At 71.3% G+C, this 26,149-nt stretch carries 27 protein-coding genes; 16 read left to right on the forward strand and 11 right to left on the reverse strand.

From position 1 onward, the window contains the following. The 3 genes from DQ384_RS15470 to DQ384_RS15480 all read right to left on the reverse strand — a co-directional run. Positions 1–199: hypothetical protein (locus DQ384_RS15470; RefSeq protein WP_220182974.1), on the reverse strand; the 199-nt coding region annotated here is incomplete at its 3' end. A 350-nt stretch (positions 200–549) separates the two neighbouring features. Then, positions 550–999, reverse strand: coding sequence for a helix-turn-helix domain-containing protein (locus tag DQ384_RS15475; RefSeq protein WP_181871230.1), 450 nt, complete (start codon positions 997–999; stop codon positions 550–552). Positions 1,000–1,107: 108 nt separating this feature from the next. Beyond that, entirely contained in the window at positions 1,108–1,866 is a 759-nt protein-coding gene (locus DQ384_RS15480; protein WP_114029523.1) for an ArsR/SmtB family transcription factor, read from the reverse strand. 136 nt (positions 1,867–2,002) lie between these two features. On the opposite strand from DQ384_RS15480, the gene DQ384_RS15485 reads away from it, so the two are divergent. Both DQ384_RS15485 and DQ384_RS15490 read left to right on the forward strand, forming a co-directional pair. Then, a complete protein-coding gene (locus tag DQ384_RS15485; RefSeq protein WP_114029524.1) occupies positions 2,003–3,211 on the forward strand; it encodes an MFS transporter in 1,209 nt (402 codons plus the stop codon). Positions 3,212–3,390: 179 nt separating this feature from the next. Continuing rightward, positions 3,391–3,738: an STAS domain-containing protein gene (locus DQ384_RS15490; protein ID WP_181871231.1), complete on the forward strand. Its 348-nt coding sequence runs from the start codon at positions 3,391–3,393 to the stop codon at positions 3,736–3,738. A gap of 19 nt (positions 3,739–3,757) precedes the next feature. Here DQ384_RS15490 and DQ384_RS15495 read toward each other — a convergent pair whose 3' ends face one another. After that, complete coding sequence (locus tag DQ384_RS15495) at positions 3,758–4,267, reverse strand: VOC family protein (RefSeq protein WP_114029526.1); 510 nt, start codon at positions 4,265–4,267, stop codon at positions 3,758–3,760. Between the two features lie 57 nt (positions 4,268–4,324). Then, positions 4,325–5,503, reverse strand: a complete 1,179-nt coding sequence (locus DQ384_RS15500) for an ROK family transcriptional regulator (protein WP_114029527.1) — start codon at positions 5,501–5,503, stop codon at positions 4,325–4,327. Positions 5,504–5,636: 133 nt separating this feature from the next. Between DQ384_RS15500 and xylA the strand changes: the two genes are divergently transcribed. The 6 genes from xylA to DQ384_RS15530 all read left to right on the forward strand — a co-directional run bounded on the left by xylA (position 5,637) and on the right by DQ384_RS15530 (position 12,284). Beyond that, on the forward strand, positions 5,637–6,788 hold the full coding sequence (gene xylA, locus DQ384_RS15505; RefSeq protein WP_114029528.1) for a xylose isomerase: 1,152 nt from the start codon (positions 5,637–5,639) through the stop codon (positions 6,786–6,788). After that, a complete protein-coding gene (xylB, locus tag DQ384_RS15510) occupies positions 6,785–8,155 on the forward strand; it encodes a xylulokinase (RefSeq protein WP_114029529.1) in 1,371 nt (456 codons plus the stop codon). Before xylA ends, xylB begins: the two co-directional genes overlap by 4 nt. A 143-nt stretch (positions 8,156–8,298) precedes the next feature. Beyond that, the gene (locus tag DQ384_RS15515) at positions 8,299–9,003 is read left to right on the forward strand and encodes a DUF998 domain-containing protein (protein ID WP_147268787.1); all 705 of its coding nucleotides are present in this window, start codon (positions 8,299–8,301) and stop codon (positions 9,001–9,003) included. A 123-nt stretch (positions 9,004–9,126) separates the two neighbouring features. After that, on the forward strand, positions 9,127–11,445 hold the full coding sequence (locus DQ384_RS15520; RefSeq protein WP_114029531.1) for a sensor histidine kinase: 2,319 nt from the start codon (positions 9,127–9,129) through the stop codon (positions 11,443–11,445). Between the two features lies 1 nt (position 11,446). Next, positions 11,447–11,833 (forward strand): roadblock/LC7 domain-containing protein, encoded by a 387-nt coding sequence (locus DQ384_RS15525; RefSeq protein ID WP_114029532.1) that lies wholly within the window; start codon positions 11,447–11,449, stop codon positions 11,831–11,833. 91 nt (positions 11,834–11,924) lie between these two features. Next, entirely contained in the window at positions 11,925–12,284 is a 360-nt protein-coding gene (locus DQ384_RS15530) for a DUF742 domain-containing protein (RefSeq protein WP_114029533.1), read from the forward strand. A 26-nt stretch (positions 12,285–12,310) separates the two neighbouring features. Here the strand turns inward: DQ384_RS15530 and DQ384_RS42895 are convergent, their stop codons facing one another. After that, positions 12,311–12,697 carry a hypothetical protein gene (locus tag DQ384_RS42895; RefSeq protein ID WP_245966505.1) on the reverse strand — a complete coding sequence of 129 codons (387 nt, stop codon included), beginning with the start codon at positions 12,695–12,697 and terminating at the stop codon, positions 12,311–12,313. Here DQ384_RS42895 and DQ384_RS15535 point away from each other — a divergent pair. From DQ384_RS15535 to DQ384_RS15555, 6 genes are all read left to right on the forward strand, one after another. Continuing rightward, positions 12,689–14,278, forward strand: coding sequence for a laminin G domain-containing metallophosphoesterase family protein (locus DQ384_RS15535; protein ID WP_245966506.1), 1,590 nt, complete (start codon positions 12,689–12,691; stop codon positions 14,276–14,278). The two genes, DQ384_RS42895 and DQ384_RS15535, sit on opposite strands and share 9 nt — an antisense overlap. A 171-nt stretch (positions 14,279–14,449) precedes the next feature. Beyond that, positions 14,450–15,082 (forward strand): hypothetical protein, encoded by a 633-nt coding sequence (locus DQ384_RS15540; protein ID WP_114029535.1) that lies wholly within the window; start codon positions 14,450–14,452, stop codon positions 15,080–15,082. 144 nt (positions 15,083–15,226) lie between these two features. Then, positions 15,227–15,475 carry a Scr1 family TA system antitoxin-like transcriptional regulator gene (locus DQ384_RS40425; RefSeq protein ID WP_281274070.1) on the forward strand — a complete coding sequence of 83 codons (249 nt, stop codon included), beginning with the start codon at positions 15,227–15,229 and terminating at the stop codon, positions 15,473–15,475. Next, the gene (locus tag DQ384_RS15545) at positions 15,466–15,666 is read left to right on the forward strand and encodes a DUF397 domain-containing protein (RefSeq protein WP_114029536.1); all 201 of its coding nucleotides are present in this window, start codon (positions 15,466–15,468) and stop codon (positions 15,664–15,666) included. The genes DQ384_RS40425 and DQ384_RS15545 overlap by 10 nt, the downstream gene beginning before the upstream one ends. Positions 15,667–15,740: 74 nt before the next feature. Continuing rightward, complete coding sequence (locus tag DQ384_RS15550; RefSeq protein ID WP_114029537.1) at positions 15,741–15,941, forward strand: DUF397 domain-containing protein; 201 nt, start codon at positions 15,741–15,743, stop codon at positions 15,939–15,941. Between the two features lie 265 nt (positions 15,942–16,206). Beyond that, complete coding sequence (locus tag DQ384_RS15555) at positions 16,207–17,340, forward strand: DUF3103 family protein (protein WP_220182975.1); 1,134 nt, start codon at positions 16,207–16,209, stop codon at positions 17,338–17,340. Positions 17,341–17,440: 100 nt separating this feature from the next. Here the strand turns inward: DQ384_RS15555 and DQ384_RS15560 are convergent, their stop codons facing one another. The 4 genes from DQ384_RS15560 to DQ384_RS41270 are packed head-to-tail and all read right to left on the reverse strand — an operon-like array spanning position 17,441 to position 21,390. Next, entirely contained in the window at positions 17,441–18,016 is a 576-nt protein-coding gene (locus DQ384_RS15560; RefSeq protein WP_114029539.1) for a GTP-binding protein, read from the reverse strand. Further along, positions 17,997–18,371 (reverse strand): DUF742 domain-containing protein, encoded by a 375-nt coding sequence (locus DQ384_RS15565; RefSeq protein WP_114029540.1) that lies wholly within the window; start codon positions 18,369–18,371, stop codon positions 17,997–17,999. Before DQ384_RS15565 ends, DQ384_RS15560 begins: the two co-directional genes overlap by 20 nt. Further along, a complete protein-coding gene (locus DQ384_RS15570) occupies positions 18,368–18,775 on the reverse strand; it encodes a roadblock/LC7 domain-containing protein (RefSeq protein ID WP_114029541.1) in 408 nt (135 codons plus the stop codon). Before DQ384_RS15570 ends, DQ384_RS15565 begins: the two co-directional genes overlap by 4 nt. After that, positions 18,772–21,390: a sensor histidine kinase gene (locus tag DQ384_RS41270; RefSeq protein ID WP_181871232.1), complete on the reverse strand. Its 2,619-nt coding sequence runs from the start codon at positions 21,388–21,390 to the stop codon at positions 18,772–18,774. Before DQ384_RS41270 ends, DQ384_RS15570 begins: the two co-directional genes overlap by 4 nt. Positions 21,391–21,501: 111 nt before the next feature. Between DQ384_RS41270 and DQ384_RS15580 the strand changes: the two genes are divergently transcribed. After that, positions 21,502–22,326: an SDR family NAD(P)-dependent oxidoreductase gene (locus DQ384_RS15580; protein ID WP_114029543.1), complete on the forward strand. Its 825-nt coding sequence runs from the start codon at positions 21,502–21,504 to the stop codon at positions 22,324–22,326. A 168-nt stretch (positions 22,327–22,494) separates the two neighbouring features. Then, positions 22,495–23,820: an acyltransferase family protein gene (locus tag DQ384_RS15585; protein ID WP_281274064.1), complete on the forward strand. Its 1,326-nt coding sequence runs from the start codon at positions 22,495–22,497 to the stop codon at positions 23,818–23,820. On the opposite strand, the gene DQ384_RS15590 is transcribed toward DQ384_RS15585, so the two are convergent. Next, the gene (locus tag DQ384_RS15590; RefSeq protein WP_245966508.1) at positions 23,786–25,858 is read right to left on the reverse strand and encodes an NAD(P)-binding protein; all 2,073 of its coding nucleotides are present in this window, start codon (positions 25,856–25,858) and stop codon (positions 23,786–23,788) included. The genes DQ384_RS15585 and DQ384_RS15590 overlap by 35 nt on opposite strands. Positions 25,859–26,149: the final 291 nt, after the last annotated feature.

The following is a 26,149-nucleotide window of genomic DNA, read 5'->3' on the forward strand; positions in this document are numbered from 1 at the left end:
AGGTGTTGATCGGGGCGCCGTCGCCGATGCAGGCGAACCAGCCCTGGTACCCGACGGTGATCTTACCGACGACGTCCCCGGGCGGGCTCGCCGCGCTCGCCGCGCTGGTCAGCGCGGACGCCAGCTGCGAGGAACCGACGGCCGCGAGGGCGGACCCGGACACCACGGAGGTCATGAACCTCCGGCGCGAGACAGTCACGTGCACTCCTCTTCTTCCATGTCCAAAGGCACGTACCGGCACGGGTCGTCCCCGCCGCGACTACGGACCGGCTGCAATCATTAGACAGAGCCGGACACAGAAGTGCAATACTCAGAAATATCGTCGTAATAGAGTCGCAAGTGCTTGCAATTAATTGCGTTCGCGCCCGCAAACGGGACCGGTCCAACCCGGACGGCCACCGGGCGTCAGGAATCCGTCACCTCGCCGAGGACACGGCGGCCGGCCGGTCGGTTCGGACGCCGAGCCGGTGGGGCCACTCGCCGTGGGGGCCGGCCACCCCCTTCCGCGCCCGGAGTCATCTCAGGCGCGGTGAGGCTCGCCGGGGGCGGTCAGCGGTCGAGGCGGAACTGGAGGTACATCAGGCGGTTGTGGTCCTCGGGCGACAGCTCGTACGCGCCGGACAGGGCGTCCACGTCGCGGGCGGTCGGGCGGACGGTGCCCTCTTCGAGGCCGCTCAGTCGCGACTGCGCGAGGCCGGAGCGCCGTCCGGCGCCGGTGAGGGACAGGCCGCTGGCCTGCCGGGCGCGCCGCAGTTCCAGGGCGAGCTGCTCGCGTATCCCCATCGCCTGTACGGGGGACGCGGTGGCCTGTACCCGCACCGAGACGGCGGGCGGGGTGGCGGACGCGTCCGGCAGCATGAACGAGATGACCAGCAGCACGATGGCGAGGACGGCGATCACGGCGCCGCCCGCGATCAGCGCTCCGGTCGGCAGCCCGCGGATATGGTCCCTGACCGTGACCAGCCCGTCCCCGGCGAACCGGCGGGCACGCTCTAACACCGAGTCCCTTCTCATTCCCTCGACCGTACGGAGCCGATGATCGGCTTTCCTAGAGCGGCGCCGGTCACTCTTTGCTGTCCTTACGGCCCGGTCCTCAAGGCCGAGTCCTCACGCGGAGTCCACACGGCCCGGTCCTGACGGCGGGGTGAAGCCGGGGACGAGGGCGGGCAGCTCGCGGGTCCCCCGAGGGGTGAGGGTCAGCGTGCGGGCGCCCTCGCGCGGGCGCACCAGGTCGCGGGCGACGAGGGCGTCGAGGACGGCCTTGCCGAGGACGCCGCCCAGGTGGGGCAGGCGGTGGGTGCGGTCGAGGCAGGCGGTGGCGAGCTTGCGGCGGCCGGGCTCGACCGCGCCGACGTCCACGCCCAGCTCGCCGAACAGAGACGGATCGCCGCCGAGCGCGAGCGCGCTGTCGCGCCCGTCCGGCGGCAGCAGGGCGCCGCGCTCGGTGAGGGCGGCGAAGATCGCGACGCCGAGGAGACCGGCCGTGTGGTCGTAGCAGGTGTGCGCGAGGTCGTCGGCCGTGGCGGGGCGGACGGGACCGGCGGCGAGGTCGGCGCGCGCGTATCTGGCCAGGGCCGTGAGCACGTCGGCGATGCCCGGCGCGGCCACCTGGTAGACGGCGTGCCGCCCGTGGTGCTCGACGGCGACGAGGCCGGCGGAGCGCAGGCGCGCGAGGTGGTTGCCGAGGCGCGGCGCGGACACGCCGAGCGCGTCGGCGAGCTGGGTGAGGGTGTGCGGGCCCTCGGCGGACAGCAGCTGGAGCGCGGTGAGGCGGACCGGGTCGGCCAGCTCGCGCGCCAGGCCGGTGACGGACGCCACGACGGGCTCGCGCGAATCGACCCAGCCCGGCCGCTCGGTGCCGCTCATGAGCCCTCCGCCTCGCTCGTTCCCTCCACCGGACGCCAGTCTATCCATCTTTCACCAACTCATGAAAGGTGGTTGCCCAGCGGGGGCCGCCACGGCTACGTTCACGTTTAACGGTTCCATGAAGGGTGGATGAAAGATGGTGCGGACGCCGGGCCGTGAGCACGTGCGAGAGGCGGCGGGGTTGCGGCGCCTCCTGTGGGGGAGGGGCGTTTCCGCGCTCGGGGACGGGCTTTGGTTCACCATCTGGGTCCTGTATTTCACGCGCGTCCTGCACCTGCCCCCGGCCACGGTCGGCGCCGCCATGGCGGTGGCCGGTGGCCTCGGGTTGGCCGTGGCGATCCCGCTCGGGGCCATGGCCGACCGCTTCGACGCCCGGACCGTCCTGGTCTGCGTCACGGTGATCCGCGGAGCCGCCATGGCCTGCTACGCGCTCTCCGGCGACCCGTGGGCCTTCGTGCTGGTCACCGCCGTCTTCGTCGCCCCGTCCAACGGCGCCACGGCCGTGCGCACCGCGCTGGTCGCCGGGCTCGTCCCCGGGACGGACGCGCGGGTGAGGGCGCTCGCCCGGCAGCGCGTCGCCCAGCACGTCGGCTACGCGCTGGGGGCGGCCCTCGGGGCGGTGGTCCTGGCCGCCGACGACGCGTCCGTCTACCGGCTCGCCGTCGTCGCCAACACCGTCAGCTTCGCCGTGCTCGCGGTGCTGACCGCGACGATCCCGCGCACGCGCGCCTCCGGGCAGCGGCGCCCGGGGGCCCGGCTGGTGCTGCACGACCGTCCCTACCTGGCCGTCGTGGGGGCGACGTCGCTGCTGTCGCTGTGCTGGGCCATGCTCTCGACCGGGCTGCCGCTGTGGGTCGCGAACTCCACGCGGCTGCCGCTCTCGCTGAGCGGCGTGGTCGTGGTGATCAGCTCGGTCGGCATCGCGGCGCTCCAGGTGTTCGTGACCCGGTTCACCAGGACGGTCGCGGGAGCGGCGCGGACGGTCGTGTGGGCGGGCGGGTTCCTCGCCGTGAGCTGCGTCCTGCTCGCCACCACGGCGGGAGGTTCGGGCGCGGGGGCGATCACCGTGGTGACGGCCGCGGCGCTCTTCCACGTCGCCGGCGAGCTCGGATACGTCGGCGGAAGCTGGGGGCTGTCCGTCGCTCTGATGCGCGAGGACGCGCGCGGCGCCTACCAGGGCGCGTCCGAGGCGGCCACGGCCACCGTGCAGATGTTCGCCCCGGCCGTGTTCACGCTGGCGCTGACGACGTTCGCGGCGGCGGGGTGGCTGCTGGTCGCCGTCGTCTTCCTCGCCTGCTCGCTCCCCGTGCCCGCCCTCGCCCGCCGGGCCGCGCGCTGGCGGTGAGCCACCGCTCGTACCGGGGGGAGGGTCTCGTGGCCGGTGAGGTCTCCTAACAGGGTGTGGTATGAGAGTCTCTAGGTGGCCGTTCGGGACGGATGGGGCATAGCCTGCACAGACCCGCCGAAAAGCTACTGGGAGGAAAGGGGTGCACGTCCATGCCAGCGTCGCAGCACGGTCCGCATGTGGAAATCCGTGTTGAACGCCTGGAGCACTGCACGGTGCTCCGCGTCCTGGGCGAGCTGGACTTCCAAGGCACGCCGATGTTCTACGCCCACATCGACGGGGCGTGGGCGTCGGACCAGGGCGGCCCCCGCCTGGTCATCGACCTCCACGAGATGCGGTTCTGCGACTCCGCCGGGCTGGGCGCCCTGGTCTACGCGTTCAACCAGGTCACCTCGGCGAAGGGGCGGCTCCTGCTGGCCGCCGTGCCGGTCCACCTGCGGCGGCGGATGCGCATCAGCGGCCTGGAGCGCCACCTGGAGTCGCGGGAGACCGTCGAGCAGGCCGTCAACGAACTCTGCGAGCCCTGACCCGAGCCCCCTGGGGACGTCAGGCGCCGATCGAGATGCCGACCCCGCCCCGGGTGTCCGCGCCGTAGCGCTCCTTCTCCCGGGCGATGTCGAGCGGCTGGATGCTCGAACGCCCGGCGATCGTCTCCTCGGTGATCAGCGAGGCCGGGACCAGCCAGGAGACCTCGAACTCCAGCCCGTCGGGGTCCTTGGCGTACAGGGCCTTGGTGGTGGAGTGGTCGGAGGCGCCGACGAGCGCGCCCAGGTCGCGCAGCTTGGCGGCGATCTGGTCGAGGTCGTCGAGCGTGTCGACCTCCCACGCCAGGTGGTACAGACCGACGGTGGCCCGCCCGGCCTCCGACGGCCTGGCGGCCGGGCCGATCTGGAACAGGCCGAGATCGTGGTCGTTGTTCGAGCCGGGCGCCTGCAGGAAGGCGGCGCCGGGGAAGCCCATGACGACGCGGAAGCCGAGCGCCTCCTCGTAGAACGCCACGCTGCGCTCGACGTCGCGCACGTACAGGACCGCGTGGTTGAGACGGTGGACGGGCATGGCAGCCTCCGTAATCATTGAACTCTCAACTAACTGTAGCCCGAGACACTTGAGTGTTCAACCAAGAGTGCCCCCGGCGGTGAGGTCCAGGTAGGCGCCGGGGTCGGCGATCACCCGCTGGATCACCTGTCCGGCGGCCCCCAGCGTCGCCGCGTCGCCCCCCACCCGCGATACGGCCAGCGTGGGGACATGGGCGCGCATCTGCCCGAGCCGCGCGCGCATCGCCTCCGCCGCCGGGCCCGACACCCACGGGTACAGCGGCGCGAAGATGCCGCCGAGCACGATCGTGTCCGGGTCCACCAGGTTCACGGCGGTGGTGAGCGCGACGCCGAGCGCCGCCCCGGCCCGCGCGCAGGCCTCCGCCGCCCCGGGGTCGCCCGCCTGAAGACGCCTCACCAGGTCGTTGATTCCCTGTCCCGGCGGCACCAACGCGTCCTGACCGGCGTAACGCTCCAGGCAGCCGGTGCCGCCGCACCGGCACGCGGGCCCGTCCGGCGAGACGACGACGTGGCCCAGCTCGCCCGCGAACCCGTGCGCGCCCCGGAACAGCGCGCCGTCCACCACCAGGCCGGCGCCGATGCCGATCTCCCCGGAGACGTGCAGGAAGTCGCCGAGCGAGGCGCCGGACCCGAACCACAGCTCGCCGAGCGCGGCCAGGTTCGCCTCGTTGTCCACCAGCACCGGGACGGGCAGCGCGAGCGCGCCGGTGACCGCGACGTCCTTCCAGCCCAGGTTGGGCGCGCTGTGGACGCTGCCGGTGAGGCGGTCCACGGGGCCGGGCAGGGCGACGACGCAGCCCGCGACGGTCAGCCCGAGCCCGGCGGCCTCGTCCAGCATCGCGGCGCCGAGGTCCCGCAGCCCCGCGATCACCTCCTGCGGGGACGCCGCCCGGTTGTCCACAGCCTGTGTACGGAGAACGCGCACCGACCGGCTGAGGTCGACCACGCAGGCGGCGAGGTAGTCGACGTTGATCTCCAGCCCGAGCGCGGCGACCCGGTGCCCGCTCAGGCGCACCGCGACGCCCGGACGGCCGCGCTCGCCGTCGCGCACCGCGCCGGACTCGACGGCCATGCCCGCCTCGATGAGGTCGCCGACGAGCTTCGACACCGTCGTCTTCGTCAGACCGGTGTTCTCGGCCAGCGCGGCCCGGGTCAGGGGACCGTGGCGGTCGAGCTCGCCGAGCACCACGGCGAGGTTCCCGGCGCGCATCGCCTCGTGGCGTACGGCCGGTGCCATCAGGGGATCTTCCGGGTTCGGATCACAGCGCCCAGCCCCTTCGGGTGAACTCGTGGACGTGTCCCTCTTGACCAGCTTCGATTACCGGCCGATATTTAGTCCACAACATAGACTAAATCGGGAGACACAAGCGGTGGACGCGTACGCACCCAAGAAGGAAGACAAGTTCACGTTCGGCCTGTGGACGGTCGGCTGGCAGGCGCGGGACCCCTTCGGTGACGCCACGCGCGCCCCGCTCGACCCGGTCGAGTCGGTGCACCGCCTCGCCGAGCTCGGCGCCTACGGCGTGACCTTCCATGACGACGACCTCCTCGCCACCGAGTCCGACCGGGACAAGGCCGTCCAGAGCTTCAAGCAGGCCCTGAGCGACACCGGCCTCAAGGTTCCCATGGCGACGACCAACCTGTTCACCCACCCGGTCTTCAAGGACGGCGGGTTCACCAGCAACGACCGCGACGTCCGCAGGTACGCCATCCGCAAGGTCATCCGCAACGTCGACCTCGCCGCCGAGCTCGGCGCGAAGACGTACGTCTGCTGGGGCGGGCGCGAGGGCGCCGAGTCCGACGCCGCCAAGGACGTCCGGGCCGCCCTCGAGCGCTACAAGGAGGCCATGGACATCCTGTGCGCCTACGTGATCGACAAGGGCTACGACCTCAGGTTCGCCCTGGAGCCCAAGCCGAACGAGCCGCGCGGCGACATCCTGCTGCCCACGATCGGCCACGCGCTCGCGCTGATCGGCGAGCTGGAGCACCCCGAGATGGTCGGCCTCAACCCCGAGGTCGGGCACGAGCAGATGGCCGGGCTGAACTTCGTCCACGGCATCGCCCAGGCTCTGTTCCACGGCAAGCTGTTCCACATCGACCTCAACGGCCAGCACGGCCCGAAGTACGACCAGGACCTCGTCTTCGGCCACGGCGACACCAAGAGCGCGTTCTTCCTGGTCGACCTGCTGGAGAACGGCGGCTACGACGGCCCCCGCCACTTCGACTACAAGCCGCTGCGCACCGAGGACGCCGCGGACGTCTGGGTGTCGGCCGCCGCGAACATGCGCACGTACAACATCCTCAAGGCCAAGTCCGCCGCCTTCCGCGCCGACCCCGAGGTCCAGGAGGCGCTGGCCGCGTCCCGCGTCCCCGAGCTGTCCGTGCCGACCCTGGCCGCCGGTGAGAGCATCGACGACCTGGTCAACGAGCCGTTCGACGTGGACGAGGCGGCCGAGCGCGGCTTCCACTTCACCCGGCTCAACCAGCTCGCCCTCGAACACATCCTCGGAGTGCGGGGATGACACTGGTCGCGGGTATCGACTCCTCGACGCAGAGCTGCAAGGTCGTCGTCAGGGACGCCGAGACGGGGGCGCTGGTCCGCGAGGGCCGCGCCCCCCACCCGCCCGGCACCGAGGTCGCCCCCGAGCACTGGTGGAACGCCCTCCAGGAGGCGATCGCCGGCGCGGGCGGCCTTGACGACGTCCAGGCGCTGTCCATCGGCGCGCAGCAGCACGGCATGGTCTGCCTCGACGAGCACGGCGAGGTCGTCCGGGACGCGCTGCTGTGGAACGACACCCGCTCCGCCCGCGCCGCCGCCGACCTGGTGACGGAGCTGGGCGGGCCCCGGGCGTGGGCCGAGGCGGTCGGCAGCGTGCCGGTGGCGTCGTTCACCGTCACCAAGCTGCGCTGGCTCGCCGAGCACGAGCCGGAGAACGCGGCCAGGACGGCGGCGGTGTGCCTGCCGCACGACTGGCTGACCTGGCGTCTTGCCGGGGCTCCCGGCATCGGTGCGATCACCACCGACCGCGGCGACGCCTCGGGCACCGGCTACTGGTCGCCCGCGACCGGAACGTACCGCTCCGACCTGCTGAAGCTCGCCGCCGGGAACGCCCCGGTCGTGCCGCGTGTCCTTGAGCCCACGGGCCAGGCGGGCGAGGCGGGCGGCGTACGGCTCGCGCCGGGCACCGGGGACAACATGGCCGCGGCCCTCGGGGTCGGCGCGCTGCCCGGCGACGTCGTCGTGTCGATCGGCACCTCGGGGACGGCGTTCGCGGTCGCCGAGACGCCGTCGCGGGACGAGACCGGCGCGGTGGCGGGCTTCGCGGACGCGACCGGGCGGTTCCTGCCGCTGGTGTGCACGCTCAACGCCGCCCGCGTGCTCGACGCGGCGGCGAACGTGCTCGGCGTGACCACGGCGGAGCTGTCCGACCTCGCGTTGCGGGCTCCGGCGGGCGCGGACGGCCTCGTGCTCGTCCCCTACCTCGAAGGGGAGCGGACGCCGAACCTGCCCGACGCCACCGGCTCGGTGCACGGCCTGCGGCTGGACAACTCCACCCCGGCCCACTTCGCCCGCGCGGCGGTCGAGGGCATGCTGTGCGGGCTGGCCGACGCGCTGGACGCGCTCGGGCTCGACCCCGCCCGGGTGCTGCTGATCGGCGGCGGGGCCAGGTCGGAGGCGGTGCGCCGGATCGCGCCGTCGGTGTTCGGCCGTCCCGTCCTGGTACCCCAGCCGGGGGAGTACGTCGCGGACGGCGCGGCGCGGCAGGCCGCCTGGCTGCTCGCGGGCTCGGCGGAACCGCCCACCTGGGCGGCGGGGACGGCCGAGCTGTACGTGGCGGACCCGGTGCCCGAGGTGCGCGCCCGGTACGCGGAGGTGGCCGCCGTCTGAACGCCTGGCCGGATCCCATGGCAAAGCGCCTGGCCGGGCGCCGGCCGAGGCCGCGACCCTGAGGCGGACCCCGATCCCCTCAGGGGTCGAATCAGGGGTGGCACCGGATGTTGACGACGGTCCTTTCGGGTCAGTCTGGATACATGCTGCCCCTGAGAAGGCTTTATCCCCTCATAGCCGGTACCGGCATGCTCGTCGGTTCGGTCCTGCTGGCCGCCGGACAGTTCGGCGCCCCGACCGGCAGGATCGTCGACCTGACGATCGGCCGGTACGCGGCGCTCGACCAGGACGGGTACACCGCGATCGCGATGGCGTTGTTCGGACTGTCGGCCCTGGCGCTGCTCGCGGGGATGCGGGCGGTGAGGGCGCCCGTCTCGGGGTGGCCGGAGCGCCTGATGCTCGGATGGGCGGGCGCGCTGACCGGCGCGGCCGTCATGCCGGGCACGGCGGCGGCCGACGTCTTGGTGGTGGCCGCGTTGATGTGCCTGGCGGGGGCCTCGGGGTTGATGGCCCGCCGGTTCGGCGAGGACGCGCGCTGGCGGGCGGCGGCCCGGCCGCTGGAGTGGCTGGCGCTGGGCGCGGGCGGCGGGCTCGCCGTGCTGATCTACGTGACGCTTCCCGGCCACGAGGTCATGATCGGTCTGGTGGAATGGGTGCTCTTCGGGATCGACGTCGCGGTGCTGGCCGTCCCCCTCGTGCACCTGGCGCGGACGGCCTGGCTGGAGCACGCCGCGGCGGGCGCCGTCGAAACCGCGACACGGAGCGCCCTCGAAACCGCCACCAGGAGCGCCCTGGAAACCGCTACAAGGAGTACAGGTCGGGCTACTGCGGTGCTAAGCCGACACTAGCCACCGAAGAGACCGATATCACAAATGTATCAAGACGAGCACTCGCCACAATGCTAGTCTCATCGGCGATCTTCACCCTCGGCTGCCGGTCCATCACGGCAACCCGCCGACCGATGAGGTGTCATGGCATCGAGCAGGTCCGTCCGCTTCAAGATCACCGCATTGCTCGTGATCCCGATCCTCTCCCTCGCCGCCCTGTGGATCTTCGGGGCGAGCGTCACCACGAGGGAGTCCACCAACCTGCTCTCCGTCGCCGCCCTCTACGAGCACATCGGCGGACCCGGTGACGAGCTCAGCACCGCCCTGCAACGCGAGCACGTCATCTCCGCCGAGTACCTCGGCGCCCACTCCCAGCGCAACCGTGACGCGCTGATCGAGCAGCGGCAGCGCACCGACGAGTCCCGCGAACGCATGCGCCGCCTCGCTCTCAGCCAGGAGGCCCAGGCCGACCTCACCACCCCCGCGATGCGCACGGGATTCGCCGACGCCATTGCGGCGCTGGACCGCCTCGACGCCACGCGCTCGTCCATCGACATCGGCTCCGTGGACCAGGTGACGCTCACCCGCGAGTTCGCGCGGTTCCCCGACGCCATGCAGAAGCTCGTCAACGCCATGAGCCTCATCAACGACGTCTCCATCTACCAGCACTCGCGCGGGCTCATCTCGATCGCCTACTCCAAGGACTTCCTGGCACGCGAGCGCGCCCTGGTCGCCGGCGCGCTCATTGCCGGCCGGGAGCTGTCCCCTTCCGAGCACCGGCTGTTCGCCCAGCTCACCGCCAACCGCCGGTTCCTCTTCGAACAGGGCCTGCCCGACCTGCCCGAGGACGTCCGCGCGGCCTTCGGCGAACTGGCCGCGTCCAGGGGGTACAAAAGGTTCGAGGTCATGGAGGACACGCTCCTGGCCGGCACCGGGCTCGGCTTCAGCCACTCCCACTGGCGGACCGTCACCGACGAGCTCGAAGGCTCCTACCAGAACACCGTCACCTGGGCCAGCGCCAGGCTCGTCTCCGCCGCCCGGCCCATGGCCATCGGGACGCTCGTCCAGGCCGGGCTCACCGGCGTGCTCGGGCTGATCGCCGTCGTCACCTCGCTCGTCGTCGCCTTCCGGGTAGGACGCGGCCTGACCAGGGAACTCGCCGAGCTGCGGGCCTCCGCCGCCGACCTGGCGAGCGTACGGCTGCCGCGCCTGCTCGAACGCCTGCGGCGCGGCGAGACCGTCGACGTGGAGGAGGAGGCGCCGCCCTTCACCGTCCGCAGCACCACCACCGAGGTACGCGACGTCGGCGCCGCGTTCGGCACCCTCCAGCGGACCGCCGTGATGAGCGCCGCCGAACAGGCCCGCGTCCGCGACGCCTCGGGCAAGACGCTGCGCAACCTCGCGCGGCGCAACCAGTCGCTGCTGCAGAGCCAGCTCAAGCTGCTCGACGGCCTGCAACGCGAGGTCGAGGACCCCGACATCCTGCGCGATCTGTTCCGCGTCGACCACCTCACCACCCGCATGCGCCGGCACGCCGAAGGCCTGGTCATCCTGTCCGGCGGCACGCCCGGCCGCACGTACCGCGAGGACGTCCCCGCCATGGACGCCGTGCGCGCGGCCGTGGCCGAGGTCGAGGACTACACGCGGGTCCGCGTCCACCCCGTGCCGGACGTCGCCATCGCCCGCGACGCCGCAGCCGACGTCATCCACCTGTGCGCCGAGGTCATCGAGAACGCCACCGTGTTCTCCCCGCCGACCACGGAGGTGTCCGTGCGCGGCGAGCTCGTCGCCCGCGGCCTCGCCATCGAGATCGAGGACCGGGGGCTCGGCCTGTCCGAGGAGGAGCAGGAGGCGCTCAACCGCAGGCTCTCCCTGCCCCCCGAGTTCGACCCCGCCGAGACCGAACGCCTCGGCCTGCACGTCGTCGGCAGGCTGGCCGCCCGCCACGACATCCGGGTCGAACTCCGCGTCTCCCCGTACGGCGGCACGACGGCGATCGTCCTGCTCCCCGAGTCCCTGATCACCACGCGCCAGGACGGCGACCGCCGCCCCGCCGAGCCGCCCACCGCCCGCCGGACGCCGTCCTTGTCGTCTCGGGGGTCCCCTGGGTCCTCGGCTTCGCCAGGGTCGTCCGCGTCCCCGTCGCAGGGGGCACCTACCCCCTCTTCCTCTTCGGGGTCCTCCAAGTCCTCCGCCGCCCCCGCGCGTGAAGGCGGACTGCCCCGGCGTGTCCGCAACGCCGCCCTCGCCCCCCAGCTCGCCCAGGAACGGTCACGGTCCTCGGGTACGGCGGGCGTACCCGAGCGGGTCTCTCCCACGGACGCGAGAACGCCTGCGGATCGATCGCCGGAAGAGACCAGGGCGCTGCTGAACTCCCTGCAATCGGGCTGGCGTCGCGGCCGGGCCGACGGCGCGCGGACCGAGGCGTTCGGTCCGGGCGGGCGAGACGGCGAGGAGGGCTGACATGTCGACGGAGCTGACCTGGCTGCTGGACGACTTCACGGCCCGCGTGGCGGACGTCCGCCACGCGATCATCCTGTCCACCGACGGGCTGCGCGTCGCCGCCTCGGGAGGACTGCTCCGTGAGGACGCCGAACACCTCTCCGCCGTCGCCGCCGGCTTCCAGAGCCTCGCCAAGGGCGCCGCCCTGCGCTTCCACGGCGGCGCCGTACGCCAGACGATCGTGGAGATGGAGGCGGCCCTCCTCTTCGTCACCGCCGCCGGTGACGGAAGCTGCCTCGCGGTCCTCAGCACGATGGACGCGGACGCCGGCGTCATCGCCTACGAAATGGCCCGCCTGACGACCAGAACGAGCCACCACCTCACCACCCACCCAAGAGGCGCCGCGTGAGGACAACCACAACGGCCCGCCGCGCGTCCGAGGGACATCAGGTGATCGAAAAAGCACAGTGGACCGGCATTCATGCAGGGGGCACCAGGTGATGGAAGACCCGCAGTGGATCGACGACGGCCCCGTGCTGCGTCCGTACGCGCTGACCCGAGGCCGCACACCACCCCCCGCGACGTCCTTCGACCTGCTCTGCCTCATCGTGTCCACCGAGGTCGAGCCGCCCGTGGGCGCCGACCTCGGCCCCGAACACCACCGCCTCCTGCGCCTGGTCCGCAGGGCGAGGCGGCTGGTAGAACTGGCCGCCGACACCGACCTCCCCCTCGGCGTCCTCCGCCTCCTCCTCACCGACCTCCAGACCCACGACCTCATCACCGCTCACCCCCCGGCCACCACCGCACACCCCGACCCGGCCCTCCTCCACGAGGTCCTCAAGGGTCTCCAGGCGCTGTAACTCTTCTCTGCGGTCGTGTCTGCCGTTCAGGCCGGCGTCTTCGTGTGGCAACGCTTGCGGATTACGGTCCAGCCGTTACCAATGAAAAGGCTGGTTGGAGACAGATGGAAACCGTAGGCGAACAGCGTGGTGTCGGGCGCCGTGCCCTGCTTCAGGCTGCATTGGCCACCCCGGCCGTCGGCGCTTTCTCGGTGGCGATGGGCGCCTCTCCGGCGAGCGCGGACCATGATGGCGGCGACGGCGAGCGTGGCAAGGGAAACTTCGACGCGCAGAGCCCTCGTTTCGCCTTGGCCGTGCTGCCGGACACCCAATACCTCTTCGACGCGGACAGCGCCGATCCCACCCCCCTGCTCGGAACCTTCCATTACCTGGTCGCGGAACGCGGTGACGCGAACATCGCGTTCATGACGCATCTCGGCGACGTGACCGAGCACGGCACCGACCAGGAGATCGCGCTCGCGGACAAGACGTTCCGGGCCATCGACAAAAAGGTGCCGTACAGCATTCTGGCCGGAAACCATGACGTCCGGTCGTCGACGGACGACCAGCGCGGAGACACCGCCTACCTGCGCGCCTTCGGTCCGCACCGCTTCGCGAAGTCGCCGACGTTCGGTGGTGCGTCCCCGGACGGCTACAACAGCTACCACGTCATTCAGGCGGGCGGCCGGCAGTGGCTGATCCTCGCCCTCGACTGGAGGGCGTCGGATCAGGGGCTGCGGTGGGCGCAGGGCGTCCTCGACGCGCATCGCACGCTGCCCGTCATCTTCACCACCCACGAACTGGTCGGGTCCGACGACAACGGCGAGGCGTCCCTCTCCGGCTACGGGCGACGGCTGTGGGACAACTTCATCCGCCGCAACGACCAGATCTTCCTCACGCTCAACGGTCACTACTGGCCGCCCGGGCGCACGATCCTGAAGAACGACGCCGGAAACGACGTCCACGCGCACATCACGAACTACCAGGACCGCTACTACGGCGGCGCGGGCATGATCCGCCTGTACCACTTCGACCTCGTCCGCGACGTCATCGACGTCGAGACGTTCTCGCCGTGGTTCCTCGCCCGCGACCCGCAGCGGCGGACTCCCCTGGAGGCCGAGACGCTGGAGCTCACCGGCCCGGCCGACCGCTTCAGCGTGGAGATCGACTTCGCGGCGCGCTTCCAGGGGTTCGCGCCGGTGGTGCCGCCCGCCCCGCGCCCGGCGAGGGCGGTCATGCCCCGCGGGACCGAGGCGTACTGGCGCTTCGACACCGAAGGGCTTTCCGGAGCCGGAACGGCGGGGAACCGGATCGCGCCCGGGACGGTGGTCCGCGACCTCACCGGCCACGGCAACGACCTGACCGTCCAGCGGCTGAACTCCAGCGCGCCGGAAGTGCTCACCTGGTCGCCCGAGCACCACGACGGACAGCCCGCCCACGCCAGCCTGCGTTTCGACGGCGGCAAGAACCCCGACAGGGGCGCGATTCTGGAGGCCGTGGCCGGCGCCCCCGTCAACAGCATGAAGTTCCGCTCCGGGTACACGATCGAGGCGTTCGTCAAGCTGCCCGAACCGTTCGAAGGCGACCACGCCTGGATGGGCATCCTGAGCTGGGAGGGCCGCAACGGCGACGCCGGCAAGACCAACGGCTGGTCCAGGGACGAGCCCACCTGCAGTCTGAACCTGTCCCCCGAACGGTTCCTGCAGTTCGTCGTCTACCCGGACGTGCAGGACGCGAGCCCCACCTCCTGGAGCCACGCCCTGCCGACCGGAGAATGGATGCACCTCGCGGTGGTCAACAACGGCCAGGCGACCGTGGTGTACGTGAACGGCTCGAAGATCGCCCGCAACCCGACCCAGCCGTCGACGGGCATCGCCACCCTCGGCAAGCCCTTCGTCATCGGCGCCACCCAGTTCGCGGAGCAGTTCGGCCAGGGCTTCTACGGCTGGATCGGCGACGTCCGCATCTCCTCCCGCCCCCTCCGCCCGACCGAATTCCTGACCCCCTTCAAATAACGACATCCCGAAAGGGGCCGACATTCGAGTCGGCCCTTTTCGCGGGTACGCCCGAATAGTCCGTGTCAGCACGCCACCAACTCGACACCTCAGAAACGGAACGGTGGTTCCGTAGGAGCCCCAACCCACGGTATTCAAGACGAGGCAGAGCCCGATCATTACCTTGGCCGCGTGTTGAGCACCTACCCGGAGATACGGGATCGGACCTATGGGCTCGCGCGCGAACTCACACTGCGCGTCGAGTGGGCTGAGACGGGGCGGTCTGTTCGCCTACTCTTGCTCTACGACCGTGCCCAGATCGTGGTCGGCCGGGCCACCGTACCCGTCCGCGATCTCCGGCTCACGGTGCTCACCAACCTTGAACGCGACCTAGCGCACGTGTTCGGAGAGGGGCTGGCTGCGATGACCTCGACGGTGCCGACCACTCGCCACCTGAAGTTCCGGGTCTCTCTTGAGGAGACGCTCGACACGAAGATGGTCGTCTGGGGCGCCGATCCCATCGACGCTCCTATCCGGTCGGGAGTGAGCGCTCGCACGCTCGCGGAACTCTTCGAGGAAGTGGAAGCGATCAAGCACTTCATACTCGACCTTCCGGCCGAAGTTCCTGTTTCAGTGGAATATGTGTACGAGATAGCCGGAGTACCGCACGACCTCCTCCACTCCTACCAGGAGGAACGTGCACACCTTCACCGGGCCGCCGCCGAAATGGCGACGCTACTGCGACGGGCCGGCGTAACCGACGACGACAGCGCGGCCCTGCTGGGCCTGTCGGATCTGCGGACAGGGGACCTGCAGCGTTCCTGAGTCAGACGAACACTGTGATCTGTGCTGGGAAGCACCCAGGCCCGCGAGGGCTGCCCTGGAGCGCGGTGCAGGCCTGGACCAAACCCTGAATGGGTTGTGGAAGCCCAGGCCTGGCGCATTGGTTCCGCCGTGTCGTCACGAGGGGTGGAACTTGTAATACAGATTGTGCCGCTCGATGTCGGTGCCTATCCTGGCCTCGCCGGACCCCTCGTCATCACCGGTATCGACGGAAGCGAGGTCGTCTACGTGGACAATGCGCTGAGCGGCGATGTGATCGAACATGCTCCCGATGTGGCGGCCCTGAAATGCCTGTGGGAATCTCTGCGGGCCGAGGCGCTGCCCACCAAGCAATCGATGAACCTGATAGCAAAGGTGGCAGAGACATGGAAGTGAACGAACTGGCGTGGCGTAAGTCGTCATACAGTAGTGGGAATGGTGGCGCCTGCGTGGAGGTCGCGCCTATTTCTCGTGGTGTAGCCGTGCGAGACAGCAAAAACCCCGGCGGTCCCATACTGAGCTGCGGATCCGACGAGTGGCACGTATTCATCGGCGGTATGAAGATCGGCCGACTCGGCCACGTGTAGCCGGCGGGCCAGAGTTCATGCTGGTCAGGGCGTCCAACGCGTCAACGAAATGAGACGGCAAAGGGAGTAGAAGTATGGACGGCAGTGACCTGTGCTGGCGTAAGACCTCGTACAGCAGCGGGAACGGTGGTAACTGTGTGGAGATTGCGTCTCTCCCGCATGCCGTCGCCGTGCGGGACAGTAAGGATCCCGGTGGGCCCGTGGTGAGGTTCGCCGCCGATGAGTGGGGGGCGTTCGTCACCGGGGTGAAGGACGGGCTGTTCGCCGGTGCGTAGTGGTGCGGCTGTCGACTCGCTGGTGACAGGGAACTGGCCGGTGGATTGCCTGGTGGGGGCCGTCGTGTGATGGGGTGGCGCGCTTGCTGGGGTGGGGGTTGAAGACGCCAAAGCGGCCTTGACTTCTAGGCAAGTCTGGACATTTCCAAGGTTGTCAGGAGTTGTCACTCTCCAACTGACTCGCTGCTTCGTCCGGGACCGGGAAACCCCCTGGCCGGAGTCCTCAGAGAGCTTCGAGGAAGTTCGAGGAAGAAGGAGAAGGCTCGTGACCCGAGTCCTCATGGCCGCCCTCGCCACCGTCACCGCACTCGCCCTGACCACCGGGACGGCCGTGGCCGCGCCCTCCAACCCCGATTCGGCCTCGGCCTCCGAAGCTCAGGCGGTGGAGCGCAAGGCTCCGCTGCCGAGCGAGGTGTTCACCGTCACCGACCGCCTCGCCGAGCAGGTCGCGGGCGCGCTCGCCGACAAGGCCGTCCGCGAGCGCGCGGTGGCGGCCACCGCGGCCGGGGAGGCGGATCTCACGGCCTTCGCGTCCGGCACCGCGCTCGACCGGTCCGTGCGCGCCGCCAACCAGGACGTGCTGGCGGCCAAGGCGCTTCCCGCGAACGGCGGCTCGCTGCTGCGCCTCCGGCTCGCGGACCCGTCCACGCGCGCCGCCCTCGCGCATGGCGAGGTGCCCCTGGTGGCGGCGGCGCCGACCGACGACGAGCCCGCCCCGATCGCCGCGTACGACCCGCTGGGCGGCAAGGTGAGCCTGGACCCGGCGAAGGCGCCCAGGCGGCCGGTGCTGGTCGTGGACGTCGACGTCGCCAAGGCGCTGCCCCTGGGGCTCCAGGTCACGCGGGACGCCCTGGCGGCCCGGGGCCTCGTGGCCGCCAAGCCCAGCGGGGCGCAGGTCAAGGCGGCCGGCGGTTACTGGGCCACGAAGGTCAACGCCGTCCGGCTGAACAACGACGAGGAGCCCTGGATCAAGGGGGACGCCGAGATCTTCAGCGTCGTGGGCGGCTTCGGACTGGACGGCAAGGCGACCGTCACCGTCGTCCAGATGCCGTACCTGGACAACGACGGTACGACGTACTACCCGAACCAGCTGCTCGTGCACTACTTGGGCTACAAGTACAACCTGGCCGACGTCGTCATGATGGAGGACGACGGCGACACCAACTACCTGGCGCTCGCGCAGGCCATCGCGACCGCGCTGCTGACGATCATCGACGCCGGCGCGTACATTCCGCTGGTGAACGCCATCCTGTCCGCGATGCCCGACTCGTGGTGGACCGACGACCCCGACTACGTCGACTCCTGGTACACCCTGGCCACCACGAGCAGCGGCCGCCTCAACGGCGCACGCGGCAACGGCTGGATGGACGTCAGCCCGTACTGGGTGCCCGAATTCTGACCCAGGAGGTTCCGGGTCGGCGAGCGCCGACAGGTACGGCACGAACGAAACGGTGGCTCGCCCATGAGGACGCGGGAGAGCCACCGCCGGGTGTGCGGAGCTACCCCGCGGCGGGGGTCAGGGTACGGAGGGCGTGTTCGACCAGGGTCACCAGGACGATCTTGGCGGAGGCGCGGCGGCGGACGTCGCACATGATGACCGGGATGTCCGGGTCGAGGTCGAGGGCGATCCGGACATCCTCCGGCTCGTGGCGCTCGGCTCCGTCGAAGCAGTTGACCGCGACGATGAACGGCGTGCCGCGCTGCTCGAAGTAGTCGATGGAGGGGAAGCAGTCCGTGAGGCGGCGCGTGTCGGCGAGGACGACGGCCCCGAGCGCGCCGTAGGACAGTTCATCCCACATGAACCAGAACCGCTCCTGGCCGGGCGTCCCGAAGAGGTAGACGACCAGGCCCTCGCGGATGGTGATGCGGCCGAAGTCCATGGCGACCGTGGTGGTGGTCTTCCCTTCCACCCCGTCCACGTCGTCGACGCCGATGCCGCGGTCGGACAGTACCTCTTCGGTGCGCAGCGGCCGGATCTCGCTGATCGCCCCGACCAGCGTGGTCTTGCCCACGCCGAACCCGCCCGCGACGAGGATCTTGAGGGCGACGGGCTCCTCAGAGGGCTCGTAAGCCATTGATCACTTCCTTGAGAATGCGCTCGTTAGGGCGCGGTCCCTTGTGGGCGGGGGCCCGTACGCTGATCAGGTCCTGGTCGTGGAGATCGCCGAGGAGAACGCGGACCACGCCGAGCGGCAGGTCGATCTCGGAGGCGATGTCCGCGACGGACATCGGCCGTTCGGCCATCTCGAGGATGCGAGTCTCCTCAGGGCCGAGACCGGCCTCGCCAGTGTACGGAGCACCCGTCGCCGTGACCATAGCGATCAGATCAAGATTGTCCGCCGACGACCGCGTACGCCCGCGGATGACCGCGTACGGCCGGACGAGCGGCCCCGCCTCCTCGTCGACCCACTGCTCTCCCTGCCTGGTCATGGCAGGGTCCGCCGCGGATTGGTGGAAATGTGCTGGCCCACGCGCTTGACGAGCATCGCCATCTCGTAGGCGATGTGGCCGACGTCGGCGTCCGAGCTGCTCAGCACCGCCAGACAGGTGCCGGTGCCGGCCGCCGTCACGAACAGGAAGGCCGACTCCATCTCGACGATGGTCTGCCGTACTTCGCCGCCGCCGAAGTGGCGTCCCGCGCCGCGGGCGAGACTCTGGAAGCCGGAGGCCACGGCCGACAGGTGCTCGGCGTCCTCACGGCTGAAGCCCGAGGAGGCTCCCACGACCAGCCCGTCGGTGGAGAGGATGACCGCCTGGCGCACGGCCGCGACCCTGCTGATCAGATCGTCGAGGAGCCAGTTGAGTTCGCCGTTCGACGACACTATGCCGGTCATTCGTCGCCCTTCTCGCCAGTCGTGTGGTGTACGTAACCATCACTATGGTTGCGCAGGTCGCGCCTTTGGTCACGCTGGTCCGGTCGGATGGTGACGGGGTCGTCGCTCTCGGATGCCCCGGCGGGCGGGGTGTTCACGCCGTCGTTCCTGGTCAGCGGCTCGTCGCGCGTCCCTGGGCCGTCGGCGGCGTTTTCCGGGCCTTTTTCGGCGTCGAGCCGGCCGCGGCGTCCTCCCTGCTGGAACGCGGAGAACATGGCGCGCGCCTCCTCCGGCGAGCGCTCCCCGGGGCCGGTCGGGCCTGCCGTGCGCCGGGGCAGCGGCGTGGGCTGCGCGGGGGGCGTGGGCGCGGCCAGGGGGCCGGTGGTCTCGCGGAGCTGGGGCGCCATGTTGGCCTGGCGGACGCGGCGCGGCAGGCCCCGGTGCGTGCCGCCCGAGGTGGTGGAGCGCGGGGCGGGCTTCTCGGGGGTGTCCTTCGGGGGGACGGGCGGACCGATCGGGCCGGTGTCCGCGATGCCCGGCACCACCGTCAGGGAGGGCGCGGAGTCCGGCGCGCGCGAGGCGGGCGGGGTGAAGAACAGCGACGCCTTCGGCTCGCCGGCGTCCCGGGAGGGCCCCGCGGCGAGGGCCGGGGTCTGCCGCGAGGAGGACGATGACGAGAACGAGGACGACGGCGCGTTCAGGGGGCCGTGGGAGGGGACGACCTCGGCCAGCGAGCCGGGGATGGGCGAGGGCGAGCCGTCGTCGGCGACCAGCGCCTTCGGGATGAGCACGATGGCCGTCGTCCCGCCGTACGCCGAGGCGCGCAGGATCACGCTGATGCCGTTGCGCGCGGCGAGCTGCCCGACCACGAACAGGCCGAGCCGGTCGCTGTCGGCCAGGTCGAACTCGGGCGGGTGCGCGAGCCGCTCGTTGACGGCGTCGTACTCGTGCGGGGCCAGCCCGAGGCCGCGGTCCTCGATCTCGACGGCGAAGCCGTTGGCCACCGCCTCGCCGCGCACCTGGACCCGCGTCTGCGGGGGCGAGAAGATCGTCGCGTTCTCGATCAGCTCGGCGATCAGGTGGATGAGGTCGGTGACCGCGGCGCCGCTCAGGTGCGCGTTGGGCATGGGCATCACGGTGACGCGCGTGTAGTCCTCGACCTCGGCGACGGCGGCGCGCACGATGTCCACGACGGGCACGGGCTTGCGCCACGCGCGGCCGGGCGCCGCGCCCGACAGGATGATAAGGCTCTCGGCGTGGCGGCGCATGCGGGTGGTCAGGTGGTCGAGCTGGAAGAGGTCCCGCAGGGCGTCCGGGTCGGTGGCGCGCCGCTGCATGGCGTCCAGCAGGGTGAGCTGCCGGTGCAGCAGCCCCTGCTTGCGGCGCGCGAGGTTCAGGAAGACCTGGCTGACGCCCCGGCGCAGGTTCGCCTGTTCCACCGCCGCCTGGACGGCCGTGTGCCGTACGGAGCCGAACGCGCGGGCGACGTCCGCGATCTCGGCGGAGTCGCCCTCGGTGATGTCCGGCGCGTCGGCCTCGACGTCGACCTCCTCGCCGCGGCGCAGGCGGGCCACGACGTGCGGCAGGCGCACGTCGGCGAGGTCGCGCGCGGAGTTGCGCAGGTCGGCCAGCTCGCGGGCGAGGCGGCGGCCGAAGCGCACCGAGATGATGATCGACGCGATCACGGCGATCAGGCCGAGCCCGCCGGCGAGGCCGATGCGGATCAGGATGCCGGTGGCGACGCTCTGGGCGCGGCTCGCCAGCGAGCCTGACGCCTTGACCCCCACCTGGTCGAGCATCGCCGCCAGGTTGTCGGTGATCGGTCGCCACGACTTCAGCGACTGGGGGAGCGGGGCGCCGGCCCGCGCCCGGCTGATGAGGTCCTGCTCCATGGTCAGGAACCGCTTGAAGGTGAGGGTGGCGATGACCTCTTCGTACGGCTTGCGCAGCTCCGGGTCCAGGCCGGCCATGCCCCGGGCGTACTGCGCGCGCCGGTTGGCGGCCCACTCGGCGAACGCCGCGTACTCGGAGTCGGTCAGGTGGCCGGTGGACAGGGCGCCGAGGACGAGGGCGGTCTCGCGGGAGATGAACTCGCGGGCGTTGCCCATCGCCTGCATCGCGCCGGCCTGCTCGAAGATGGAGAGGTCCGGGACCGACACCATGCGGTCGTAGAGGCGGAACAGCGCGTCCAGGATGCGGTTGTAGGACTGCGCGATCTCCAGGCGGCTGGTCTGCGCGGTGTCCACGTTGGCGCGGATCGCGGGGAGCTGTTGGAGTTCGTCCAGCAGGGTGCTGAGCGCGGCCCCCATCCCGTCGGACGAGGACTCGCCGGCTGCCTGGCCCCGGAACCTGGCGAGCGACAGGTCGGTGGCGTGGCGCTGGGCGGCGAGACGGTCGGCGTCGGCGGCGGAGGCGCTGAGCTTGGTGACCGAGAGCATGCGTTCGGCCTGGAGTTGCAGGCCGAGGTCGGTCGAGGTGACGCCGATGCCCTGGTAGATGGTGTTGGCGCGGGCGAGCGAGATGCCGTCGCCGATCGTGAGGTTCAGGACGAATCCCCATAAAGCACTCAACGACAGCAGAGGGAGGAGCAGCAATGAAAAGATCTTGAAGCGGATGGACCGCTTACCAGAACCCATGGTGACTCCTGCATGCCTCGGAGGGTCGTGCCTCATTTATGGGGAAATGCACCTCCGGAAGATCGGTCTGAAGGCTAGCACCGATAGAGTTCCGGCGTACGGGAGGCTGAGATGATTAGTGTGATCACGGGGGCCAGCGCCGGCATCGGAGCCGCCGCCGCCGAAGGGCTCGCCCGCGCCGGGCACGATGTCGTCCTGGTCGGCCGCTCCCGCGCCAGGCTCACCTCGGTCGCGGATCACGTCGCCCGCGCCGCGGGCCGCCGTCCCGACGTCGCCACCGCCGACTTCGCCTCCTTCCAGGAGGTCACCCGGCTCGCCGCCGACCTGCTCGACCGCTACGAGCGCATCGACGTGCTCGTCAACAACGCCGGGGTCATGTCCGCCGAGCGGCGGCTGACGCGCGACGGCCACGAGCTGATGATGCAGGTCAACCACCTGTCGCCGTTCCTGCTCACCAACCTGCTGCTCCCGCGCCTCGCCGCGTCCGAGGGCAGGGTCGTCACGACCTCGTCCCAGGCGGCCAAGTCCGGCCGTCTCACCCCCGACGACCTCGACCGCGCGCGCCGCCGCTGGAGCGCCTGGCTGCAGTACGGCGACACCAAGCAGGCCAACGCGCTGTTCACGGTCGCGCTCGCCCGGCGCGGCGTCGCGGCCACCTGCTTCCACCCCGGCATCGTCCGCACGGGCTTCGCCCCCGACAGCCTGTACATGAAGCTGCTCATGGTGATCCCCGGCGTCGCGCGCACTCCCGAGCAGGGGGCGAGCACGCTCGTCCACCTCGCCACCACGCCCGACGGCGTCAAGCACACCGGGCGTTACTTCGCCAACGGCGCCCCCGCCTCGGCGTCCGCGCGCATGTCCGACGTCGTCCTCGCGAGCGCGCTGTGGGACAAGAGCCTCGCCGTCACCGGCCTCTCGGCGGACGAGCTCTCGTGATGAGATAGGCCGATCCCCTCACGGGCGCGAACGGCCCGGACAGGACGGTGACACGATGCCGGTAAGCCTGCGGTCAGCCTCTCTTAAGGTCCCGGCCGGGTGGTGTTCGCCGGGCGGACATCTGGCGTTCGCCGCGTTCCCAGGGGATTTGGCTAGGGTTCCGGGGCTGTGACTGCCCCCTCCCGCCCGGAATGGGTCGGCCCCGATTTCGAGACGCAGCCGATGCCGGCCGTCGTCGTCCCGGAGCCGTCCCCGGCCCCGGTGACCCCGGTCGCGGCCTTCCCGGCGGCTCCCGTGGCTCCGGGGGCTCCCGCGACGACCCCGCCGGTCGCCTGGCCACCGCCGCCTCCGGTGACCACCTCGCCTCCGGTCGGCCCGTCGGCTCCTCCCGCCTTGCCGGTCCCGCCGCCTCAGGACGTCCCGGCGGGCCCGGCCTCGCCGCCGGTCGCGTCGGCGCCGAGTCCGGAGCGCAAGGCCGCGAAGCCCGGCGGCTCGGCGGGCCGGACGCGCGACCCGTATCTCGACAACGCGAAGTTCCTGGCGATCATCCTGGTGGTGTCGGGTCACCTCATCGAGGGGCTACGGGACGTCCCGTTCGCGCACGCCGCGTACTTCTACGTCTACACGTTCCACATGCCGCTCTTCATCACGCTGAGCGGCTACCTGTCGCGAAATTTCACCTTCTCGGCGGGCAAGGCGCGGAAGCTCATCAGCGGCCTCGCCGTCCCGTACGTCATCTTCGAGCTGGCGTACTCGCTGCCGCGCCTGTTCCTGTACGGCAAGCTCGACATCAGCCTGCTCGACCCGTACTACCTGACCTGGTTCCTCATGTCGCTGTTCATGTGGCGGCTGTCGACCCCGGTCTGGCAGCAGCTCCGGTGGCCGCTCGTCATCGCCGTGGGCCTGTCGCTGATGTCCGGCATGAGCGACCTGCCCGACGAGCTGTCCATGAACCGGACGCTCGGCCTGCTGCCGTTCTACGTCCTCGGCCTGCTGCTGCGCCCCGAGCACTTCGAGTTCCTCAAGCGGCCCTGGGTGCGGGTGCTGGGCGCGGTGACGCTCGCGGCGGGCCTGCTCGCCGCGCTGGCGTTCCACACCGACATCGCCACCGAGTGGATCCGCTGGCGGCACAGCAACGCCAAGATCGGCGTAGGAAACCTCGACGGCAGCCTGATCCGGCTCGGCATGCTGGCGTCCGGGGCCCTCCTGGTGGCCGCGTTCCTCGCCATCACGCCCGCCCGCCGCACGTGGTTCTCCGGCCTCGGCATGGCGACGATGTACGCCTACCTGCTGCACGGCTTCGTCGTGAAGCTCCTGGAGCCGTACGACTACCTGCTGGAGAACCCCGCCGGTGTGGCGGTGACCGCCGCGTTCGGCGCCGTCCTCGCGACCGTGCTGTGCACCCCGCTCGTGCAGCGCCTCTTCCACTGGGCCGTCGAGCCCGACACGTCGTGGGCCTTCACGATGATCCGGCGTCCGCGCGGCTCTCGCTGAGGGAGGCCCGCAGCTCGCCCACCGCGCGGTAGGCGGCGCTGACGGCCGCGTCCGCGTCGGCGCCGGGCACCGAGTCGGAGTTGGCGATCGCGATGCGCCCGAACCGCCGCCGCGCGGTCTCGGCGGGGAACGGCCCGTCCGGGTGGAAGGCGTCCCACGGGCGCACGTACTCCGGCGCGTACCCGTGTCCCCAGCGGTTGATCGTCAGCCCTTCGATGTCACGCGCCGGGTCGAAGCCGTACGGCCCGAGAAGGCGGGTGAGCTGCTCCCGGACGCCGAACTCCATCGCCGCGTACGGCGTGCGGGCCAGCACCCGACGGCCCGCGACGGCCGCGTCCCCCGGCGCGAGGCCGCGCCGCGCCGGGGTGTGCAGCAGGTGGACGGCGATCGGCTCGTCCGGGTGGGCCGGCGCGCGGTAGGAGCCGGCGCTCACCGGCGGCGCGAGTTCGGCCGTGACCCAGTATGCCCCCGTGAAGCGGACGCGGTGCACCCCGGCCTCGCGGAACGCGCGCCAGCGGCGCAGCTGCGCCGTCGCGTGCACCAGCGGCATCTTCACCGCCTGGCGCATCGCCGCCCTCTGCTCGTCGGGCAGGTCCTCGACGAGGTAGGGGATGACCATGTTCCAGCAGGCCATGACCACCGCGCCCGCCCGTACGGTCCTGACCCGGCCACCGTCGTAGTAGCCCACGGTGGCGGACGTCGCCGTGGCGGGCGGGCCGTCGTTGCGGACCAGCACCACCGGGCTGGACAGGCGTACCCGCACGCGGTTGGCGGGACGGTCCAGCGTGCCGTAGTCGAACCAGGTGGTCGTGATGTCCTGCGGCGAGCACGCCCCGGCGAACCCGGGCACCATGCGGGCGACCATCATGCGGACGAGGGCCTGGTTGCCCTCGGGGAAGCACGGGACGTCTGCGTCCCGCGCGGCCCAGCGCCGGGCCACGCGGGGCGCGTTGTACGGCGAGGGGGCCGAGCGGTCCAGGCGCAGGCCCGAGAAGCCGGGATAGGTGAAAGGGCCCGCGCCCGCCCAGGCGTCGACGGCGCCGAGCGCGTCCGAGCCGTACGCCCACGTCGCGTTCGGCATCGTCTGGCAGAAGGCGACGGCTTCGGGATGGACGCGGCACACCTCGCGCAGGAACCCCGCGTACGTGAGCCCGGCCAGCATCTCCTTCTTGCGGGCGTCGGTGAGGCCCGGGAACCAGTCCGGAGGGTGCTCGAACAGCATGACGAGGTCGCGCCGCGCGCGCTCCGCGACGGGCAGCTCGGCCACCCACCGCCGCGCCGGCTTGGCCGGGTCGAGCACGACGAGCCTGTCGGCGGGTCCAGCCGGGTAGGTCTCGCGGTCGCAGAAGACGCCCTCGTGCATCCCGAGTGCCCGGTAGAAGTCCTCCGGGGGACGTCGTCCGCGCACGTCGACGCCGAGGTCCGCCAGCAGCTCCCTGCCCTCCCGCGACCACGCCGAGGGCGCGTACAGCGCGCGCGAGCCGCCGTGCCCGACCAGCGGCCCGGCGCGCCCGGCGGGGCGGAACTCGTTGCGGCGCGCGTGCCCGCCGACGTCGTCGTAGTTGTCCAGGACGAGGACGCGGGCGGCGGGGTCGTGCCCGGCCCAGGCGTAGGCGGCGGTGATCCCGCTGATGCCCGCGCCGACCACGACCAGGTCGTAGCTCTCTCCGGTCGGACGGGGCGTGCCCGCACGCTCCCAGAACCGCCCGTCCCGCAGCGCGTGCGGCACGCCCAGCGCGTCCGGGGTGTCCCCTTGGAGGGTCCGCGCGCGGGAGGGGCGGATCGCCCGGAGCGCGGCGTGCCGGGCGGGATGCCCGCCGGGTCCGGTGTGCTGGGCGGGGACGGCCCCGGCGTGGCGCAGGCCGTCCGCGTCCGCCCCGTTCTGCCGTTCCACGGGACCGAGCGCCGCACAGGCGGCGGTGACCGCCACACCGTCGACGAACTGACGGCGGCTGATCTGCCGGTCCTTCCCGAATGTCCCCGGTGCCGAGGGAGCGGAGGGCTCTGCCGGTTCGTCGCGCGGGAAATGAGCCATCATGCCGCGATCATCACCCGGCCGGAAATCGGAACAGAGCGTGTCGGGCAGCGCGGGCCGAACCTTTTGGCCTTATTGACGTTCCCGGGGAGCACGGGTGTGCCCGGCGGTCCGCAGGTTTTCGCGAGCCTGGGGAACGCCGGTTCCGTCGGCGGTCCGGTTTCCCTTGGGGCGGATGTGGGCGCCGCCGGTTTCGTATTCCGGAGTGGGAGGAAAGGGGGGCCGGTGTCATTGCCATTCAGTGCCTACCGCTTGACTTCGCGTGCCGATCGGGCGGCGGTCGTGCGGTACGGC

The organism is Sphaerisporangium album (assembly GCF_003323745.1).
GTDB lineage: Bacteria > Actinomycetota > Actinomycetes > Streptosporangiales > Streptosporangiaceae > Sphaerisporangium > Sphaerisporangium album.

Coding starts and splice junctions, on each gene's coding strand:
- DQ384_RS15480 (WP_114029523.1), bottom strand. CDS start 1,866: ATGAGCGGCACCGAGCGGCCGGGCTGGGTCGATTCGCGCGAGCCCGTC.
- DQ384_RS15485 (WP_114029524.1), top strand. CDS start 2,003: ATGGTGCGGACGCCGGGCCGTGAGCACGTGCGAGAGGCGGCGGGGTTG.
- DQ384_RS15495 (WP_114029526.1), bottom strand. CDS start 4,267: ATGCCCGTCCACCGTCTCAACCACGCGGTCCTGTACGTGCGCGACGTC.
- DQ384_RS15500 (WP_114029527.1), bottom strand. CDS start 5,503: ATGGCACCGGCCGTACGCCACGAGGCGATGCGCGCCGGGAACCTCGCC.
- xylB (WP_114029529.1), top strand. CDS start 6,785: ATGACACTGGTCGCGGGTATCGACTCCTCGACGCAGAGCTGCAAGGTC.
- DQ384_RS15515 (WP_147268787.1), top strand. CDS start 8,299: ATGCTGCCCCTGAGAAGGCTTTATCCCCTCATAGCCGGTACCGGCATG.
- DQ384_RS15520 (WP_114029531.1), top strand. CDS start 9,127: ATGGCATCGAGCAGGTCCGTCCGCTTCAAGATCACCGCATTGCTCGTG.
- DQ384_RS15525 (WP_114029532.1), top strand. CDS start 11,447: ATGTCGACGGAGCTGACCTGGCTGCTGGACGACTTCACGGCCCGCGTG.
- DQ384_RS15530 (WP_114029533.1), top strand. CDS start 11,925: ATGGAAGACCCGCAGTGGATCGACGACGGCCCCGTGCTGCGTCCGTAC.
- DQ384_RS15535 (WP_245966506.1), top strand. CDS start 12,689: ATGACGCATCTCGGCGACGTGACCGAGCACGGCACCGACCAGGAGATC.
- DQ384_RS42895 (WP_245966505.1), bottom strand. CDS start 12,697: ATGCGTCATGAACGCGATGTTCGCGTCACCGCGTTCCGCGACCAGGTA.
- DQ384_RS15545 (WP_114029536.1), top strand. CDS start 15,466: ATGGAAGTGAACGAACTGGCGTGGCGTAAGTCGTCATACAGTAGTGGG.
- DQ384_RS15550 (WP_114029537.1), top strand. CDS start 15,741: ATGGACGGCAGTGACCTGTGCTGGCGTAAGACCTCGTACAGCAGCGGG.
- DQ384_RS15560 (WP_114029539.1), bottom strand. CDS start 18,016: ATGGCTTACGAGCCCTCTGAGGAGCCCGTCGCCCTCAAGATCCTCGTC.
- DQ384_RS15565 (WP_114029540.1), bottom strand. CDS start 18,371: ATGACCAGGCAGGGAGAGCAGTGGGTCGACGAGGAGGCGGGGCCGCTC.
- DQ384_RS15570 (WP_114029541.1), bottom strand. CDS start 18,775: ATGACCGGCATAGTGTCGTCGAACGGCGAACTCAACTGGCTCCTCGAC.
- DQ384_RS41270 (WP_181871232.1), bottom strand. CDS start 21,390: ATGGGTTCTGGTAAGCGGTCCATCCGCTTCAAGATCTTTTCATTGCTG.
- DQ384_RS15580 (WP_114029543.1), top strand. CDS start 21,502: ATGATTAGTGTGATCACGGGGGCCAGCGCCGGCATCGGAGCCGCCGCC.
- DQ384_RS15590 (WP_245966508.1), bottom strand. CDS start 25,858: ATGATGGCTCATTTCCCGCGCGACGAACCGGCAGAGCCCTCCGCTCCC.